We start from the raw sequence: 19245 nt of genomic DNA, 5'->3' as shown, positions 1-19245 counted from the left end.
CTATTCCCCTTTCTTATACTTTATACAATTTCCTATGAAGTTTTTAGGTATTTCCTCATTTGTATAAAAATGTATATGCCCATAAGCTGCAAAGGCATTGTACTTCTTTAGGCCACATTTCCATGATTTGATTTTCTTTTCGTTTCTATATTTATCTACTCTATAAATATAATCAAATTCATCCTTTTCATCTATTGTTGAACGATGAAATTCATGGGCTTTAAACCTATCTCCTGACCTACCTATTATACAATCCTCTATCATATTCACATGTACATATCCAAATCTCTGCAATCTCTTAGTCATTTTAGCACTAGTATCATAAAGACCTACCATCTTATATTTTTCTTTAGCTAAATTTTCTATTTCATTGCACAGATACATAAATCCTCCACATTCAGCATAAGTGGGTAAACCATTCTTAATTGAATTTAATATACTAATTCTCATTCTTTCATTTTCCTCAAGTTCTTTACTAAAGACTTCTGGAAAACCACCACCTAAATATAGACCATCTATATTATCAGGTAGGTTTTTATCTTTAAGAGGACTAAAGTATATTAAATTTGCTCCTAATTCTTCTAAGAGTTCTAGATTTTCTTTGTAGTAAAAATTAAAGGCTTTATCCATTGCAACAGCAATATTAACTGACCCTATTTTTTCCCTTTTTTTAGGTACATAGTCTATTTTAGGTGCACTTTTACTAATATTTATTATTTCGTCTAAGTCTATGGTCTCTGAAACCATTTCACCTATTTCATCTATCTTGTTTCTTAAATTTTGTACCTCTACACTAGGGACTAATCCTAAGTGTCTACTTTCTAATGAAATATTATCATTAGGCTTTAAATAACCTACACACTTTATATTAGTATCTCTTTCAATGCTTTCTTTTAAGAGGTTATAGTGTACTTCATTAGAAACATTGTTGATTATTACACCTTGTATATTTACATCTTCATCGTACATTTTATATCCTAAAACTAAAGCAGCTCCACTTGATGACATACCTTTTCCATTTATTATAAGTATTACTGGAGACTTAGTAATTTTAGAAATATGGGCTGTACTTCCACAATCCTTCTTAGTTCCAAAGCCATCATATAATCCCATAACACCTTCTATTATGTTTATATCCTTGTCATGGCTGTTTTTACAGTATATATCTAAAATCTTATGTTCCTCAAGCATAAAGCTATCCAAGTTTCTAGATTTATTCCCTGTAACAAAAGTATGAAAGGCTGGGTCTATATAATCAGGCCCCACTTTAAAAGATTGTACATTTAATCCCCTTTTCTTTAGGGCAGCCATAATTCCTAATGAAATAGTAGTTTTGCCTACTCCACTTTGGCTTCCTCCTAAGACTATTCTACTCATGTACATCCCTCATTTTTAATTATTCACTCTTAGAAATTTAGTTTTTACATATGATTAAATCGGTTTTTACATATGACATTTTATGTAGAATTATGTACCTCATTTGTTAGTATACAATAGAACGGGAAAATCTTCTACTATTTCTATAAGGTTTATGGTACAGTTTAATATTTTATATTTCCAATAATCATCTATTCCATGACCAATTAAATGGGCCATTATGGATCTTATGGCTCCAGAATGGGATACTACCAGTATAGTTCCTTCTTCATTTTTTATTATTTCATCAATCTTTTTAGTAACCCTATTGTGCATATTAACTAAACTTTCCCCCTCAGGCATACAATAACCTTTCCAATCATCTGCCCAAAGATTTAATTCTTTAGGATGAGTATCTTTTAGTTCACCATATGACTTACCTTCAAATAACCCAAAATTAATTTCCCTCAAATCATTGGATTTTATTAAATCCCTTTTATGATATTCATTTATAAACTGGGCCGTTTCAAAGGTCCTTTTCAAATCACTCACATAAATTTTTTCTATAGGCTCATCCTTTAATTTTAAAGCCACCTCTTTGGCCTGCTTAATGCCATTCTCAGTAAGCTCATGATCTATCCAACCACAATAGACCTTATCCACATTCCCCTTAACTTCCCCATGCCTTACCAATATAAGTCTTAACATAATTCACCTCTTAATTTTTAATTTATTGAGACGAAGTAAGTCCGTCACCCTAAGATAAAACAACATAAACTAAAATCACAAATGTATAAAATACTTCTCCAAGCTCACAAAGGGCACCTAAAGTATCTCCTGTCATTCCACCTATTTTTGAACTTATATGATTTATATACCATATGGAAAATACATATGCCACTAAAAATATCCACACTATTTCTATCTTTATTAAACTTATTAAGACACAAGTTATTAATGCTCCAATTAAATGCTTATTAGTTGTTTTTCCTATGAAAAATCCACCCATACCATTATTCCTTGCATACACAGAAAACCTTGCTCCAAAAACTTGACACATTCTAGCAAAGACAGGCATTAATATGAGATAATAATATATTTCATTTCCGCTTAGCTTTTCACCTAAAGTCTTAATCAAACTTATTTTTAAGATTATAAGTATTAACATGGCCAAAGCTCCATTAGCCCCTAGCCTACTATCCTTCATTATCTCTAGTATTCTTTCCTTATCCCTATTAGAGTATATTCCATCAAAGGTATCAGAGAGGCCATCTAAATGAAGTCCTCCCGTAATAAAAACTCCACCTACCACAGTAAATACAGCCCCCAAGAACGAACCCCCTAGGGAATATCCCAAATAATATGATCCACTTACAAATAGGCCTATTATAATTCCTACTAAGGGAAAGTACATAATTCCATCTAAAAAATCACTCTCATCCACATCTAAATTAATATTTATGGGAATCCTAGTTAGAAACTGAATCATCAATATTAACTTTTTCATATCTTATCTCTCCTATTTAATCTTCATAGGTATTCCTGATACTACAAAATATACTTCATCGGCCATTTTGCTTATTAGTTGGTTTACTCTTCCAGCCATATCCCTAAAGATTCTGCTTAATCTGTTTTCAGGAACTATTCCCATACCTAATTCATTAGTTACCAATACTAAATTTAAATTCATTTCCTTGGCCCTTTGAAGGAGTAATAGAAACTCATTTTTCACCATATCTTCAATAGAATCTATTTCTTCCCTAGATACATTATCCCAATCCACATTTTTTTCAAACATTAAATTAGTGACCATTATGGTAACACAGTCAAGTAGTGCCACTTCATTGGATTCATTAATTTCACTTATGAGCATGTGTAAATTCTTATACTGTTCATAGGTTGTCCAATCCTTTGGCCTTGAATCTTGATGCTTTTTAATCCTATCTACCATTCCCTCATCAAAGGCAATTGCTGTAGCTATATAAGCTACTTTTTCATATCTTTCCTTTATATATTCTTCAGCAAAGGAACTTTTACCACTTCTTGCCCCACCTGTTACTAATACTATACTCACTCTGACACCTCCCTTTACTATTTTATTTAACCTAAAAAAGGCATACTCCGTATGCTTCGCTAAGGAACCCTATGGTTCCTTTCGACGATTACTAGCGTAATCTGAGCATCCTCCTTTAAAGAGGCAGGGGATGTTCCCCCACACCCCCTTCATTTTTTTACTTATCTAGCGTTTTGAAAATTTATAATTTCATAGCAAGTAAAAAAAGTCCCTAAGACCTTAGGGACCTATGGATAAACTATAACAAATTTTTTAGATTCTTTCAATTTCTTCTAGGATATTCTCATTCTATACACTTTGTTCTTAGGAACATTTTTCTCCTTAATTATTTTGTGTCTCCCTAAACTATCTTCTATTAAAATTTCTATATCTTCATTTTCTGTTGCTTCATATTCTAGATAAACCCTATTTTTCAGCTGATTTCTAACCATGATCCATCTTAGATTCTTACCATAGGATTCTATTTGAACATCTTTAACCCGTTCAGTCTCATTGTACAAACTATTTATTCTATTTCGATTTAGTTCCTTTATGGATACCTTTCCCTTTCCACTTACTCTTATACTTATATAATCTCGCATAAAGTTCTTCTGCATAATATAAGCCTTTTGGATACCCATTCTGCCAAATATTACGTTACTGCATTTTTGCAATAGTTCCGTATGCTTTCCAGAAAAGGTCTTTTGATCTCCCTCAATGGCAAAGGCACTCTTTAACATTACAGTACCATCTCCATCCTTAGATTTATCACTACTAATTGCCCTACCATCTGGCCACTCATTATTATTACTTTTAAGTTCCCTTTCAACTCTTATATAATCATTAGTTTCAAAACCATTTCCACCTATTAGTAGCACCTTTATATTCCTTCTCTTTAAAATATATTCTTTCTTATTCAAATTATCTAAAAAATCATTTTTAAATGCCATCTTTTCATACTCTATATACTCTTTATTATTATTTCTATTTAAAGTATATATATATTGGCCATATTTCCTAGATGGTAGTAAATCCTTTGTGCTCTTTAAATACTTCCTTATAGTTTCCATATCTGTTTCTGTTCCATAGGACTTTTTGAGAACCCATAAATAACCATCTACTAAAGATTTATACAAAGTAGAACCAAGGGTCCTGTCGGAAGGAACTATGCCACCTTCCCAGAAATAATAAGCATTGGCAGAACCTGCATTTGGAGTTCCTACCAATATAAGTTCTTCTATATCCTTTTCATAGTAATTGCTTTGAGCATAAGCTCTACTTACTAGCCCCCCCATACTATGACTTATAATATTTACCTTCTTATATCCACTTTTCTTCTTTGCCTTATTTATGGTTGACTTCAAATACTTTTTAGCACATATATTACAGCTTTTTCTCCAGTCATAAAAGGCTATAAACAGATCCTTATCCCTTGTGTACCCTATTTCTTCTAATTGCTCTATAAATGGTCCATATACACTTTCAGCAATGCCAAAATGCCAATCTCCCGTTCCAGGTATAATTTCATCTCCCATGGAACCATATAAACCTGGTACGAATACTATTGGTCTTTTTTTTCCCTTGGCTTTTCTCATCCTATTTAATTGTAATAATCCTAATGCTGCTACTAAAGAATTCATATATTCTACCCTCCCGATAAACAAAAATGCATACTTCGTATGCTTCGCTAGGGAACCCTATGGTTCCCGCAGGCATATACTAAAGTTGCTGAGCACCCTCCTTTAAAGAGGCAGAGGAATCCTTCCCCTACACCCCTCCATTTTTTGCTCACAGATTTTAAATTACTATAATTTTCTTGGGGACAAAAAAAGTTGCTATTTTTATAGCAACTTTTCCTTAGTTTTGTATAATTTGTTCAGGTTCTACACCTTCATTATCTACATCTTTATGTTCTACCTTTGGAATTGTCTTTGTTCCCCTTATGATTATCTGTTTACTTGGTCTATAATAATCTTTTGATATTTTTTCATTCTTAATGATTTTTCCGTTTTTATAAATTATTCTATAAGTACTAACTTTATACCCTTTTCTACCTTTTTTCTCTATTCTTTCAGACCCTTGTGTTAGGCCATTATCATACTTTGTTTCTATAGGCATCTTTTTTATTTCATCTAATTTGGTTTTTATTTGTGTCACCGTATTATCTATTTTATTTCCATAAATTCTAATTATCATTTGATTTCTGTGTACATAAGATTCTATATATATGGGATAAGCTAAATTGTTTTTAAATTTAAGGTCTAGTACACCATAGGATACGGTAGCATCTCTCCCCTTACCCACATAGGTAGATGGAATAGAATGATTATACCTTTCTACAATTTCTAAATTACTCATTAAAGCTGCATTGTATAGGGTACTAGATACTTGACAAATTCCTCCACCTATCCCTTCTATCAATTCACCATTTAATATGACAGGTGCAGGTTTATAACCTTGTTGTATAGTTCGTGGACCTACTGAATCGTTAAATGAAAATTCATCATTAGGCATTAATACTATTCCATTAATAGATGCTCCTGCTGTTTTTATATTACTACTTCTTTGTACTTTTCCAGTATTAAATCTAGTAACGTAATATCCTAATAAACTTTTTATTTGTCCTAAGTCATCCTTAGTAATCCGTGGCCCTACAGTCTTTACTACCAAAGGAATAACCATATTATTTGAATTTTCCTTAAGTTTATCATGAATTACTTTTTCTGTTTCTTCTCTACTTAAATGGGGGGCCAGTTGTTCTTCTATAATAACAAACTTTCCCTTTTCCCTGTATATACTTGCATCTACAGGTTCCTTATTTATATCTTTTTCAATTCCAATTAATATATTATTTAGTTTTTCCTTACTATATGTAGTTTCTAAATCTATATTTTCCTTATTCTTATACAACTCAATAATCTTCTCTATTCTCTTAAAGGGATTTCCTTCCCGTCCTAAATTATATGCCTTTTCTATAGCCTTATTATAATCATATCCATATTCAATATCTATTCCTGAGATAACCCAACTCTGCTTATCATATTTAAGTTCTATTTTCTTTTCATCTATGGCATTTTGTAATTTTTCCTTAAGTAAATTTCTAGCTTCATTTTGAGTGAGACTACCTACCTCTACATTCTCTATACTTACGCCTCTATATATGGTATCTCTAGATAATATAAATAACATTAGACCTGTAGTAGTAACTAAAAATACTAAAAAAACAATCAAGATACCACTTTTAACTTCGTGCTTTTTATCTTCCAACCTTCCCCCTCCTGATCCCAACTTTACATTTATATTTTATTTTTCAGAATATTATTATATTACTAATTCCTTAAATAATCCCACCCTTTTCTCAATATATGACGTCCAATTATATTTAACATCACAAGTAAAAACAGTAACACATTCCTAGTACATACATATAATGTATTGGACAAACAGTCCAAAAACTATTTTCCCCCTTTAATTTAGGAGAGAATTCTATTCTCTCCTTTTTCTTTTGAAAACAAATTTCACCATATTATTCCCAATATATTTCTATATGATCATTTTCATTTAGCACATCTGTAAAACTTCCTTTTTCATCATTTACTTTCATTATTAATTTTCCCTTTACTCTGCTTCTATCAAAATCTATATAATCAAATATATCTATAAAGATGGGACTTTTCTCTTTTTTTATATGTATTTCCTCATTATTCACATATACTTTTGTAATTTTTTTTTTAAGAGAACTTCCCTTATCCCTTTGAATAGGTTCTTTTATGATGGAATCCTCAAAGAACTCTATATTTATTCTGTCTTTATTCCCCAGCACATAGGATAATTCACATTTTTCATTATTTACTCTAATGCCTTTTATTTTCTCACCATCTACCTCTAGTTTATGAATAAAATCCATTAAGGTGCTAGTACCATCTTTCCCTGGTAAAGCTTCTTTTACTACAAGAGTATCTTTATCTGATACGGCTGCGTCTATGCCTACCTCTTCACCGTTTAAATAAATTTTAGCACTTTCTCCAATCTGACCACTTATAATATGCTTTTCGTCACCCAAAAATACTTCCATAGATTTTCCCCTCTTGCTTATTAGCTTGTTTGGAGAAAAACCTGCTTTTATAAGTACATCTGATACTTTCATAGTTTTAGTCTTAAACATTTCAAATAGGTTGTTATTAAAAGTTATCTTAATTAAGTCCTTTTGAATACTGTGTCCTATAGTTCCTATACCTATTGGTGTTATAAACTCTGGTCCTCCTAATTCCTCATAATTGACTTTCACATTATGAAGAATTTCAGTTCCTCTAACAACTACCCTCTCAGGTCTTATATCTAATTTTTGTGCTAAAAACTCTGTTAATAAGGGGATTTGACTTCCTCCACCTATGCAAAACACTGCACTAGGAGCTTTCTTATTGTACTTTAATATATTCTCAGCAATATTATCTGCTAAATTTTCTATACTGCCTTTTATTCGTTCTAGTATTTCTTCTGTAGTTAAAGTATATTCAATACCAACTATATCCAAAAATGTATGCATATTCTTTTTATTTAATTGGATTTTTAGTTCTTCTGCCATATTAAAATCTAGTAAAAATTCCTTAGCTAAGATTTCTGTTATTTCATCTCCTGCCACAGAAGCCATGGCATAGGCTACCACATTTCCATCTTTAGTAAGGGCAATATCTGATGTGCCAGCACCTATATCTACTAAGGCAATGTTTAATAATCTCAATTTTTCTGGTATGGCTGCATTCATGGCAGCTATAGGCTCTAGGGTTAGACTTTTAACTTCAAGATCTATTTTATTCATTACCGTATATAAACTATCTACAACTACATACGGTAAGAAAGTAGCTATTATTTCAGCACTTATTTTATTTCCCTTGTGATCAATTAAGGATGTCATTATATTATCATCTAAATAATAGTTTACAACTGTATGCCCTACACAATAATACTTCAATGACTTATCTTTATTTTCAGAATCTAAAGTTTCTTGTGCCCTTTGCACACCTTCAATTTCCATTGATCCTACAATTGATTTATCTATTTTAGCTAGAAAATCTATTTCCTTTTCCACCTTAACCTTATAAGTTTTTAAGGCTCTACCAGCTGCAGCTATGGATACATATTTTAATTTAAACCCTAATCTCTCTTCAAGGTTTCCCTTTACTTTCTCACAAGTTTTTGCCACCTTTTCTACATCATGGATTTGACCATCATACATGGCCCTTGATGGGTGTTTTAATATATCATAATCTATTATTTCAAATTCCTCATCTGTCTTTCGCCCTACAATACCTACTACACTCTTAGTCCCTATATCTAATGCAAAGACCACTTCGTGGGGATTTATATTTCCTTTAACTGCTTCTACCATTACTCATACACCTCAATCGCTAAATATACTTAAGATATATTCTTCATAATCTTACAATTTCCTTCTTTCTTTTTGCTAATAGGCATCGTACAGACAATATTTTAAAAGGAAAATTTGTTTAATTTTGTCAAATAAAATTATATATAGATACACTACTTCCAAACAAAATGTATATAAACTTACTTCGGTCATATAAATAAAAAATATTTTATAAGGTAAGTCACTATCAGACTAAATAGTGTAAATCTTATAATTAGGGTAGAAGGTTCACAATTGTTTGCAGCATAGGATGTTCTGATGCTCCACCTTCTAAAAATTTTTCATTCATATTCCCTTGCAAGTATCCAGAGTTTATTGAATTTAGATCACTGGTTAGACGTTAATCGTTATTCGTTAAAACCAAATACGAATGACGATTAACGACTAACCTTACGAAGATACATAATCACATAACTTTTCCTTTATAGTAAAGACACTCTTCATTTATAGGACATTCCTCACATATGGGTTTTCTAGCTTTACATATTCTTCGTCCTAAAAAAATTATTCTATGATGGGTATCTGTCCAAAGATTTTTAGGTATATTTTTCATAAGCTGCTGTTCTGTCTCATCTACATTTTTCCCATTAACTAGACCTATTCTATTAGATACTCTAAACACATGGGTATCTACTGCCATGGCTGGTTTACCATAAGCATTACTGATTACCACATTGGCAGTTTTTCTTCCCACTCCTGGCAACTTCATAAGCTCTTCCCTCGTATCAGGCACTACTCCATCATAGTTTTCTATTAATATCTTGCATGTTGCCAATATATTTTTAGACTTTGTGGAATAAAATCCACAACTTCTTATTTTATTTTCAAGTTCTTCTTGACTTAATTCTAATATTTTCTCAGGAGTATTATATTCCTTATACAATTCACTAGTAACCTTATTAACCCTCACATCTGTACATTGAGCAGCAAGTATAGTGGATATTAATAGTTCAAAGGGTGAATTATAAGCAAGTTCACATTCTGCATGGGGATATAATTTTTCTAGTTTATTTAAGACAACGTTTATATCTTTTTTAGATAATTTTTTCTTCATTATATTATCGTCCTTTCTTTAGATATATCTATAGTATTTCCTTATTACAACTAATAATTTCTATTCTCCCATCTCTTTGTATAAACTCAACTATTTTATCTATCATCTGTAGAGCATGCTTTGTATTAGTACTAACACAAGCTACTCCTACTTCTGCCCTTCTCCATACATCATTTAAACCAACTTCTCCTATAGACACATTAAATCTTGATTGAACCCTTCCTATTATACTCTTTAGTATTTGTCTTTTTTCTTTCAATGAATTTACTTCATATATGAAAAGTTCCATATGGCAACTTCCTATTATCATTAACAATCACCTCTATTTAATAATACCTTAAAATAGTACAGCTTAAACTATATTATTTTCTTGCTATAGAGGATTTAGAAATATATAATATTTATGTAAGCATTTCTGACCAGCTGGTCAGTTTTAGAAATGGGGGTATTTTATGAAGAAAAGGTATTTAATTTTAATTATGGTTTTTATCCTCTCCCTCTCAATGGTAGGTTGTTCTAAGGAAAAAACCGCAAATGCCACATCTGAGGCTCCAATTAATGTGGAGACCAGTTTGGCAGCTCTCAATAGTTTCACATTGCAAACAGCTTTATCGGGAAAAATCAGTGCCATAGACGAAGCGGATATTTCATCTAAAGTAAGTGGCACAGTACAAAATGTAAATGTGGAAATTGGGGATTTTGTAAAAGAAGGAAATATATTAATTTCTTTAGAGAAAACAGATTTTAAAACATCCTTAGAAGAAGCTCAAGCTTCCTATAGTATGGCTTTAGCTAGTTATAACAACACCTTAGAAAAAATAAAGGTGGCCAAAGCTAATTATAGACGTATGGAAGAATTGTATTCTCAAGGTGCCCTGTCTAAGAGGGAATTAGAGCAGGCTGAACTAGAAGCCTCTGATACAAATTTAGAACTAGCTAAGGCTAAACTTCTTCAAAGCCAAGCTACTTTAACAAAAGTCCAAAATTCTTATTCAGATTCTAACATTACAGCTCCCATATCAGGTTTTATTACGGCTGTTAATGTTAGTAAGGGTGAAAGTATATCTCCTTCCGTACCTGTAGTTTCCATATCAAATATAGATCCTGTTAAAGTAGAAACTTCCGTGTCAGGATATTTAGTTAACAAGCTACATAAGGGAGATTTAGTTGACGTATTCATTAAATCAGTAGATACTAAACCCTTTAAAGGAACTATAAATGCCATATCACCTGCTCCAAGCAAGGATAATTTAACTTATCCTATTCAGATTACAATAGAAAACAAGGATTCATTAGTAAAACCAGGTATGTTTGCAGAAATAGTTGTATCTTCTGATAAAAAAGAAAATATTTTAACCATTCCATCTCAAGCTGTAGTTATAAAAGATGGAGAACCTGTGGTATTTGTAATTAAGGATAGTACAGCTTATATGAAAAATATAGAGGTTGGATTAGATAATGGTACTTTAGTTGAGGTTCTTAATGGTCTTAGCGAAAATGAAGAAGTAGTTATTAAAGGGCAAAACTATCTAGAAGATGGAAATCAAGTGAAAGTTATTAAATAGGGGTGGGGTTTTATGAATTTATCTAAAATAAGTGTTAAAAGACCTGTTACCACACTAATGTTCATGTTTATAGCCATCTTATTAGGTAGCGTTTCTTTGACAATGCTTCCTGTAGACTTATATCCGGATATGGAGATTCCCGTTGCCATAGTATCCATAGATTATCAAGGTGTTGGGCCAGAAGAAATAGAAACATTAATTACTAAGCCTGTAGAACAGTCTGTAGCTACTGTAAGCAACTTAAAAGAAGTATCCTCCTATACAAAGGAAGGAAATTCCTTAGTAGTGGCTGAGTTTGAATATAACACAGATATGGATATGGCGGCTCTTGAGATGAGAGAAAAGGTTGATTTAATAAAGGGCGCCCTACCAGACGAGGCATCTACTCCTTTAGTATTAAAGATCGATCCAAACTCTCAACCAATTATTGAAATGGGAATTAATGCAGATATGGAAATCAGCAAGCTTCAAACCCTCGTTGAAGATGAAATCGTATCACACTTTGAAAGAATAGATGGGGTAGCTTCTGTTGATTTAAGCGGAAAAGTCGAAAAGGAAATAAAAATAATAATAGATCAAGAAAAGTTATCAGGTTTTGGATTAACCTTAAATGACATAAGAAATATATTGATGGCTGAAAATTTAAACTTGCCTGGTGGTAAGGTAAAAAAAGGTGAAAAGGAACTTATCGCAAGAACTACAGGAGAATTTCAATCTGTAGATAATATAAGGGATATTCCTATTATATTAAAAAATGGAGAAAATATATTACTTTCTGATATAGCCTATATAAACTTAGGATATAAAGATAAGGAAAGTATAACAAGAGTAAACAATAAGACATCCATAGGAGTCAGTATAAAAAAACAATCTACCGCAAATACAGTACAGGTTGCAAAGAAAGTATTACAAACCGTATCAAATGTACGAAATACTTATCCTAATTTAAACATTACAGTCGGAATGGACCAGTCGGAATTTATTAATAAATCCATAGAAAATGTATCTAAGACAGCTCTAGCAGGTGGATTTTTAGCTGTAATAGTACTATTTTTATTCTTAAGAAATCTACGATCTACTTTCGTAATAGGCATATCCATACCCGTATCTATCATATCTACCTTTGCTTTAATGTATTTTGGAGATTTGAGTATAAACTTAATTTCATTAGGTGGTTTAGCTCTAGGTATAGGTATGCTGGTGGATAACTCAATTGTTGTACTAGAAAGTATTTATCGAAAGAGAGAGGAAGGTCTTTCTAGGGTAGATTCAGCCATTGTAGGTGCTAAGGAAGTTGCCATGGCAGTATTTGCTTCCACAGCTACTACCATAGCAGTTTTTCTACCAATAGTATTTGTAAAAGGCTTTACTTCCATATTATTTAAACAATTATCTTTTACTGTAACTTTTTCACTTTTAGCATCCTTAGCAATATCACTAACAGTAGTACCAATGCTTAGCTCTAAAATATTAAAGGTTGGAGAAGTGAAGAAAAGGAAACATACTGGTATATCTATAGGCCATTTATTAGATCTTTTTACTAAGATAATAGATAAACTATTAAAAATTTATAACAAAGTATTGAATTTTGCCCTAAATCATAGAAAAACCATAGTAGTATCTGGTGTTATTATATTAGTAGGTTCTCTTTTCCTAGTTGGAATGGTAGGTGGAGAATTCTTCCCTAAAGAGGATGAAGGTTCCCTGTCTATAGAAATAGAACTTCCTTTTGGAACCACATTAGAAGAAGCAGATAGCATAGTTACACATGTTGAGGACATAGTAGATGACATTCCAGAAAAAGATATTATCACATCTACCGTTGCAGGTAGTGCCAACATGGCCTTTAGTTCTTCTAATAAATCTACCATATCTGTAAAACTGGTGGATTCCAAGGATAGAGAAAGAGAAACTAAAGACGTAGTATATGACATTAGAAAGAAATTATCAAACATTGCAGGAGCTAAAATCACCGTAACAGAATCATCTTCCATGAATGGTGGTGGACCTGCTTCATATCCTATAGAATTAAAAATCAAGGGTGATGATCTAAATGTCTTAAGAACTATTGGTGATGAGGTAGAACATATAGTTAAAACCGTTCCTGGAACATCCGATGTTAAATTAGATACAGAAGATGGTGAACCTGAAGTTAGATTAGTAATTGATAGAAAAAGGGCATCATTTTATGGTATCACCGCATCTCAATTAGCTAACACCCTAAAGGGTTCCATAGATGGTCTAAAGGCTACTACCTTTAAATCAAATGGTGAAGAAATAGACATTAACTTATACATCAATGATACATTTAAATCATCCATTGAAAATATGAAACAAATACTTATAGCATCACCAAATGGAGAAAATGTACCTATTGGGCAAATAGCCCACTTAGAGTATTCTAATGCTCCTACTCAAATAAAGAGAGTTAATCAAATTAGAACTGTAACCGTATCTTCTCAGCTAAAGGGTCGTGACCTAAAGTCTGTAACTAAAGACATTCAGGAAAAATTAAATAGTTATAACTTCCCATCTGGCTATAGATATGAATTCACTGGTGAAGAACAAGATAGAGCAGAAGCTTTTAAAAGTTTATTTTTAGCTTTACTTTTATCTATAGTGTTAATATACATGATTTTAGCATCTCAGTTCGAATCATTGCTACATCCATTCACCGTTATGCTATCAGTTCCATTTGCTTTATCCGGTAGTTTTATCGGTCTCTTTGTTACAAATAGACCCCTATCAGTACCAGCCTTTATAGGAATCATAATGTTAGCTGGTATAGTAGTTAACAATGCCATAGTTTTAGTAGACTATATTAATCAATTACGTGATAGGGATATGAATAGAAAAGATGCCATAATACAAGCTGGTAACACAAGGTTTAGACCTATACTTATGACTACCCTAACTACAGTACTAGGATTAGTTCCCCTAGCTTTAGGAATAGGAGAAGGTGCTCAAACTCAAGCTCCTATGGCTACAGTGGTAGTTTGCGGTTTAACTTTATCAACCCTGTTGACACTTGTATTTATCCCAGTTGTATATACTCTATTTGACGACTTATATATAAAGATAAAGAGAATCCTCTTTAGAAGAAAAACAGTTTCAAATTAAGGGAGGGTTATATGAAGAAATTAAACTTAAAAAGAGATGCAATAATGAATTCAGCCATAGAGCTTTTTTCACGGGATGGATTTCACAAAACCAAGGTAATAGATATTTCAAATCATGCAAAAGTAGGAAAAGGCACCATATACCAATACTTTAGAAATAAAGAGCAACTTTATATGGAGTCTATTAAATATGTATTTGAACTCTATCAAACTTATATTAAGAAAGCTATAGATGATGAAAAAACACCCTTAGACAAATTAAAAAAATACCTTTATGTTTCAGATGAACTTACAAGCAAGTATGGTTCTGTAGTTTTTGCTCTTATGAAGGATATGCGTTCTAATGGTATGTCCATGTTTGATACATTAACGGAATATGAAAATAAGGATATAGAATTAGTCCTTAAAATATTCGAAGATGGTTTGAAAGAAAATATCTTCAAAGATATTTGCCCACGTGTAGCTACTAATACCTTCATTGGGGCCATTAGATTTCATATGGGTAATAAATATATTAAACCTAAAGGACATATAGAAGACAATGATTTAGAATATCTTTTTAACATGTTATTATATGGAATGATAAAGGAGTAGGGAATTTTCCCTACTCCTTTTAGACTATTGACAAACCCCAATTTCTTCGTTGTTACTTCAACCAAGAACCCTTACGTATGTGTATATACGCTGCGGTCTCTCGCTTTCAGCACGCCTCGAACTTGAAATTTGTCAAAAGTCTATCAGATTGTAGACTGTCTCTACAATCTGAAATGAGTAGGTTACCCTACTCATTTACTTCTTATTTTAATATATTCATTTCTTTTCCTACTTTTTCAAAAGCATCTACTGCCCTATCCAATTGTTCTTTAGTATGGGCTGCTGTTACCATACATCTAACTCTTCCAGTTCCCTTTGGTACTGTTGGGAATACTATACCAGATACGAATACTCCCTTTTCAAATAGCTTTTTAGAAAACTCCATAGTCTTAGCTTCATCCCCAATTATAACTGGAGTTATGGGAGTTTGACTATTACCCGTATCAAAACCTAACTTCCCTAATTTTTCTTTAAAGTATTTAGCATTATCCCATAACCGATCCGTATATTCTGTAGTTTCCATAAGGATTTTTACAGCTTCAATTATAGACCCTACTGCCGCTGGAGGTAGGGATGTACTAAATAATAGTGGTCTTCCCCTATGACTTAACCAATCTTGCATAGTTTTGCTACCTGCCACATATCCACCGATTACTCCTATTGCTTTAGATAGAGTTCCTATACTAAAATCAATTCTTCCATGTAGGTTAAAGTGATCTACTGTACCTCTACCACTTTCACCTAATACTCCAGAACCATGGGCATCATCCACATAGGTCATGGCACTATATTTTTCTGCTAAGTTAGCTATATCTGGAAGATTTGCTATATCTCCATCCATACTAAATACACCATCTGTAATAATAAGTAAGTTTCTATACTTGTCTCTTTTTAATTTAAGTACTTCCTCTAAACTATCCATATCATTGTGCTTATATATGGTCTTATCAGCACGACTTAGTCTAGCACCGTCTATAATACTTGCATGATTCAATTCATCTGAAATGATTAAATCTCCCTTTTCGGCTATAGCTTGGATAGTTCCTGCATTACAATTAAAACCTGATTGGAATGACATTACGGCTTCTTCTCTTTTAAACTTAGCAAGTAATGTCTCCATTTTTTCATGGATATCCATATTCCCAACTATAGTTCTTACTGCTCCTGCTCCTACTCCATATTTCTCTACAGCTTCTATGGCAGCTCTTTTTAATCTTGGGTGATTTGCAAAGCCTAAGTAATTATTAGAAGATAGGTTTATAACCTTTTTTCCATTTAATATTACTTCTGATTCATTGGCACCTTCTAATATGGGTAACTTTCTGTAAACTCCATCTGCCTTTAGCCCTTCAATCTTTTCTTTTAAGAAAGTTAATTCATGTACATTGTTCATTATTTTTTTAACCCCCTAGTATATAATCTATTTTTTACTTTTCATATAATGTAAAATTCCCTCTACTTAAATAATATAAACATTATTTCATATAATTATGTTAAAACCATATAAATATAGCGTTCTAATGTGCTTGTAGTAAAGAAAAACCTATAATTTTAGGGACGGTTATCTTAAATAACCGTCCCATATAATCTTATCTGTTTCCAACTCTATTATTATTTTTTTTCTTTCTCTTATAATTTGTCAGATTACTTTTCACTTCTTTAACAACTTGTTGAAAGCTCATATCTGATAATATTTCCATACCTTCTTCTATGGTTTTTATTGGATATATATGAAATAACCCATTTTTTGTTGCTTTTATCACTTCATCATCTAATACGAGATCTATTATATTTTGTTCTGGAATTATAACTCCATGTTCCCCTGTTAAGCCATGTTCCTTACACAAACTAAAGAACCCTTCAATCTTCTGCGTTACTCCTCCAACAGGTTGTATCTCCCCCTTTTGGTTTATAGAACCTGTCACAGCAATATGTTGTTTTAATGGAATTCTGCCTAAGCTAGACAATATGGCATATAATTCAGTACTCGATGCACTATCTCCATCTATACCTCCATAATTTTGTTCAAAGCATACTTTTGCAGTGACCTCTAACGGGTCATATTTTCCAAATTTTTCATTTAAATATCCTTCTAGAATCATAATTCCTTTATTGTGTATGTTTCCACTCATATCCGCTTCTCGCTCTATGTTTATAACTCCGTAGCTGCCAGAATAAGTAGTTACTGTTATTACCGATGGCTTTCCAAAGGAATGGTCTCCTAGATCAATAACTGATAACCCATTTATTTTACCTATCTTTTTACCCTTCGTATCTATTAATATTCTTCCTAGAGTATACATTTCACTAGCTCTTTCCTCTATTTTTCCATTTCTATAAGATTTTTCTTCAAATGCCCTTTTTACGTGTTTAGAACTAATATATTCGTCACCTTCGTATTCTGCCCAAGTATTAGCTTCAATTATTAATTCTATAAGTTTATCAAACTCTGTAGTCAACTTTCTTTGGTTCCCAGTGATTTTATGACTATATTCTAGTATCTTTGCCACGCCCCTGTGATTAATTTCTTTAAGGCTCGTTTTATTACAATAATCATATACGAATTTTGCCATTCTCATTTGATTTCCTAAATTAGCATCCATATTCAAATCAAAGTCTACCTTTATCTTAAAATACTTTTCAAATTCATCATCATAATTATAGAGTAAATAATATATATGAGGACTACCTATTATTATTATTTTCAAATCCATTTGTATATCTTCTGGTTTTAAAGACACTATATCGAAAAGACCTAGTTGATTTTTTAAACTTTCAAGAGTAAGCTTTTTAGTCTTTAAAACTCTTTTTATAGTATTCCAAGATTGAACATTGCTAAGAAGATCATTTGCCTGTAGTATTAAATAACCTCCATTAGCTTTATGAATAGCTCCAGGTGTTATCATAGTAAAGTCCGTTTTTAAGGTGCCCTGTTCATTTTCATATTCAATTTTACCTACTAAATTACTATAATTAGGATTATCTACTAATACTACTGGTGCTCCTATTTCTTTACTATTATCTACAAATACATTTACTTCGTATTTTTTTAATATACTAATCTGAGCAGCTATTTCTTCATCTTGTTCCCCACCATCAAGCTCATAGATATTTTTTAAAATATCCATCTGTACTAATCCAAGATATTTTCCTATCCTATTATATTCACTATATTTATCTTTCATATGGCTAATAAGAGGAGAGACTATACCTTTAACTATTTTATTATCTAATTCCATTATTTTGTCTTTAGCTTCATTCTCTAATACTTTGATCTTCTTTACACATTCAATCGCCTCTAACTCAACCTCTACAGCCTTTCTCTCTATTTCTCTCTTTACTTCAGTCTCCAGCTTTTCATATTCATCATCATCTATAGGCTTTCCATCTACTAAGGGTCTTAAGGTAAATCCCTTAACACTGTTTCTTAATAAAAATCCATTTTCTAAACAGTAATCTTTTAAATATGCCATTAAAGTGTCACCTTTATTTTGGTAAACTTTTATTATTTCAGTCTTTTCCTTTTCATATTCCCCCTTACTAAAGGCCCTATTTATTTTTTCTATAATATCATCTAATAATTCTCTCATATCATCTTTAAACATATTTCCCATTCCAGGCGGCATACTTATAGACATAGGTGAAAAAGGATCTTCAAAATTATATACATAACACCAATCATCGGCTACGTTCTCTGTTTTCGCATAACTTTTAACAATTTTCTCCACATATGTTTTTCTACCTGTTCCTACATTTCCCATTACAAATATATTATATTTAGGATTTCTTACCTTAAGGCCAAATTCCATTGCTCTTACTACTCTTTCTTGGCCTATAATGTCTAAATCAATGTCTAAGTTACCTATTTTACTATATTGAAAATGTTCGGGGTTATATGTTTTTTTCAATTTGTTATAACTCAATTCTTTGTATCCCATAAAAATCCCCCTTGTAGTATAAAGACTTTTAATCCATATTATTCAAGTCTCTTGTCTTTTTCTACATAAAATTTTCTTTTAACTTTTTAATTTTTGTCATCTATTAAATTAATATATGCTAGAATAGGTTTGGAGGTG

14 protein-coding genes are annotated in these 19245 nt (G+C 31.8%); 3 read left to right on the top strand and 11 right to left on the bottom strand.

Annotated features, from left to right (window positions below):
• The 9 genes from CCE28_RS04310 to CCE28_RS04270 form a co-directional block, all read right to left on the bottom strand.
• Positions 1–1377, bottom strand: coding sequence for a cobyrinate a,c-diamide synthase (locus CCE28_RS04310; protein WP_095131315.1), 1377 nt, complete (start codon positions 1375–1377; stop codon positions 1–3).
• A gap of 99 nt (positions 1378–1476) precedes the next feature.
• Complete coding sequence (gene cobC, locus CCE28_RS04305; RefSeq protein WP_095131314.1) at positions 1477–2064, bottom strand: alpha-ribazole phosphatase; 588 nt, start codon at positions 2062–2064, stop codon at positions 1477–1479.
• Positions 2065–2113: 49 nt separating this feature from the next.
• Complete coding sequence (gene cobS / locus CCE28_RS04300; RefSeq protein WP_095131313.1) at positions 2114–2863, bottom strand: adenosylcobinamide-GDP ribazoletransferase; 750 nt, start codon at positions 2861–2863, stop codon at positions 2114–2116.
• A 12-nt stretch (positions 2864–2875) separates the two neighbouring features.
• Positions 2876–3451, bottom strand: coding sequence for a bifunctional adenosylcobinamide kinase/adenosylcobinamide-phosphate guanylyltransferase (cobU, locus tag CCE28_RS04295; RefSeq protein WP_095131312.1), 576 nt, complete (start codon positions 3449–3451; stop codon positions 2876–2878).
• Between the two features lie 251 nt (positions 3452–3702).
• Positions 3703–5049 (bottom strand): lipase family alpha/beta hydrolase, encoded by a 1347-nt coding sequence (locus CCE28_RS04290; protein WP_095131311.1) that lies wholly within the window; start codon positions 5047–5049, stop codon positions 3703–3705.
• Positions 5050–5266: 217 nt separating this feature from the next.
• The gene (locus tag CCE28_RS04285) at positions 5267–6676 is read right to left on the bottom strand and encodes a VanW family protein (RefSeq protein WP_095131309.1); all 1410 of its coding nucleotides are present in this window, start codon (positions 6674–6676) and stop codon (positions 5267–5269) included.
• A 259-nt stretch (positions 6677–6935) separates the two neighbouring features.
• Positions 6936–8798: a cell division protein FtsA gene (locus CCE28_RS04280; RefSeq protein ID WP_095131307.1), complete on the bottom strand. Its 1863-nt coding sequence runs from the start codon at positions 8796–8798 to the stop codon at positions 6936–6938.
• 445 nt (positions 8799–9243) lie between these two features.
• A complete protein-coding gene (gene nth / locus CCE28_RS04275; protein WP_095131305.1) occupies positions 9244–9891 on the bottom strand; it encodes an endonuclease III in 648 nt (215 codons plus the stop codon).
• A gap of 28 nt (positions 9892–9919) precedes the next feature.
• Positions 9920–10201 carry a DUF503 domain-containing protein gene (locus CCE28_RS04270; RefSeq protein ID WP_095131303.1) on the bottom strand — a complete coding sequence of 94 codons (282 nt, stop codon included), beginning with the start codon at positions 10199–10201 and terminating at the stop codon, positions 9920–9922.
• A gap of 142 nt (positions 10202–10343) precedes the next feature.
• On the opposite strand from CCE28_RS04270, the gene CCE28_RS04265 reads away from it, so the two are divergent.
• The 3 genes from CCE28_RS04265 to CCE28_RS04255 are packed head-to-tail and all read left to right on the top strand — an operon-like array spanning position 10344 to position 15169.
• Complete coding sequence (locus CCE28_RS04265; protein WP_095131301.1) at positions 10344–11456, top strand: efflux RND transporter periplasmic adaptor subunit; 1113 nt, start codon at positions 10344–10346, stop codon at positions 11454–11456.
• 12 nt (positions 11457–11468) lie between these two features.
• Entirely contained in the window at positions 11469–14576 is a 3108-nt protein-coding gene (locus tag CCE28_RS04260; protein ID WP_095131299.1) for an efflux RND transporter permease subunit, read from the top strand.
• Positions 14577–14587: 11 nt separating this feature from the next.
• Positions 14588–15169: a TetR/AcrR family transcriptional regulator gene (locus CCE28_RS04255; protein ID WP_095131297.1), complete on the top strand. Its 582-nt coding sequence runs from the start codon at positions 14588–14590 to the stop codon at positions 15167–15169.
• A gap of 202 nt (positions 15170–15371) precedes the next feature.
• On the opposite strand, the gene CCE28_RS04250 is transcribed toward CCE28_RS04255, so the two are convergent.
• Entirely contained in the window at positions 15372–16562 is a 1191-nt protein-coding gene (locus CCE28_RS04250) for a glycine C-acetyltransferase (RefSeq protein ID WP_095131295.1), read from the bottom strand.
• A 196-nt stretch (positions 16563–16758) separates the two neighbouring features.
• Complete coding sequence (locus tag CCE28_RS04245; protein ID WP_095131293.1) at positions 16759–19107, bottom strand: Lon protease family protein; 2349 nt, start codon at positions 19105–19107, stop codon at positions 16759–16761.
• Positions 19108–19245 lie beyond the last annotated feature (138 nt).

This window comes from Anaeromicrobium sediminis, from assembly GCF_002270055.1.
In the GTDB taxonomy this organism is placed as follows: Bacteria; Bacillota; Clostridia; order Peptostreptococcales; family Thermotaleaceae; genus Anaeromicrobium; species Anaeromicrobium sediminis.
The sequence above is the reverse complement of the archived record's forward strand: the minus strand, read 5'-3'. Positions and strand labels throughout refer to the sequence as shown.

Coding starts and splice junctions, on each gene's coding strand:
- CCE28_RS04280 (WP_095131307.1), bottom strand. CDS start 8,798: ATGGTAGAAGCAGTTAAAGGAAATATAAATCCCCACGAAGTGGTCTTT.
- CCE28_RS04265 (WP_095131301.1), top strand. CDS start 10,344: ATGAAGAAAAGGTATTTAATTTTAATTATGGTTTTTATCCTCTCCCTC.
- CCE28_RS04260 (WP_095131299.1), top strand. CDS start 11,469: ATGAATTTATCTAAAATAAGTGTTAAAAGACCTGTTACCACACTAATG.
- nth (WP_095131305.1), bottom strand. CDS start 9,891: ATGAAGAAAAAATTATCTAAAAAAGATATAAACGTTGTCTTAAATAAA.
- CCE28_RS04270 (WP_095131303.1), bottom strand. CDS start 10,201: ATGATAATAGGAAGTTGCCATATGGAACTTTTCATATATGAAGTAAAT.
- cobC (WP_095131314.1), bottom strand. CDS start 2,064: ATGTTAAGACTTATATTGGTAAGGCATGGGGAAGTTAAGGGGAATGTG.
- CCE28_RS04310 (WP_095131315.1), bottom strand. CDS start 1,377: ATGAGTAGAATAGTCTTAGGAGGAAGCCAAAGTGGAGTAGGCAAAACT.
- CCE28_RS04245 (WP_095131293.1), bottom strand. CDS start 19,107: ATGGGATACAAAGAATTGAGTTATAACAAATTGAAAAAAACATATAAC.
- cobS (WP_095131313.1), bottom strand. CDS start 2,863: ATGAAAAAGTTAATATTGATGATTCAGTTTCTAACTAGGATTCCCATA.
- CCE28_RS04290 (WP_095131311.1), bottom strand. CDS start 5,049: ATGAATTCTTTAGTAGCAGCATTAGGATTATTACAATTAAATAGGATG.
- CCE28_RS04255 (WP_095131297.1), top strand. CDS start 14,588: ATGAAGAAATTAAACTTAAAAAGAGATGCAATAATGAATTCAGCCATA.
- CCE28_RS04250 (WP_095131295.1), bottom strand. CDS start 16,562: ATGAACAATGTACATGAATTAACTTTCTTAAAAGAAAAGATTGAAGGG.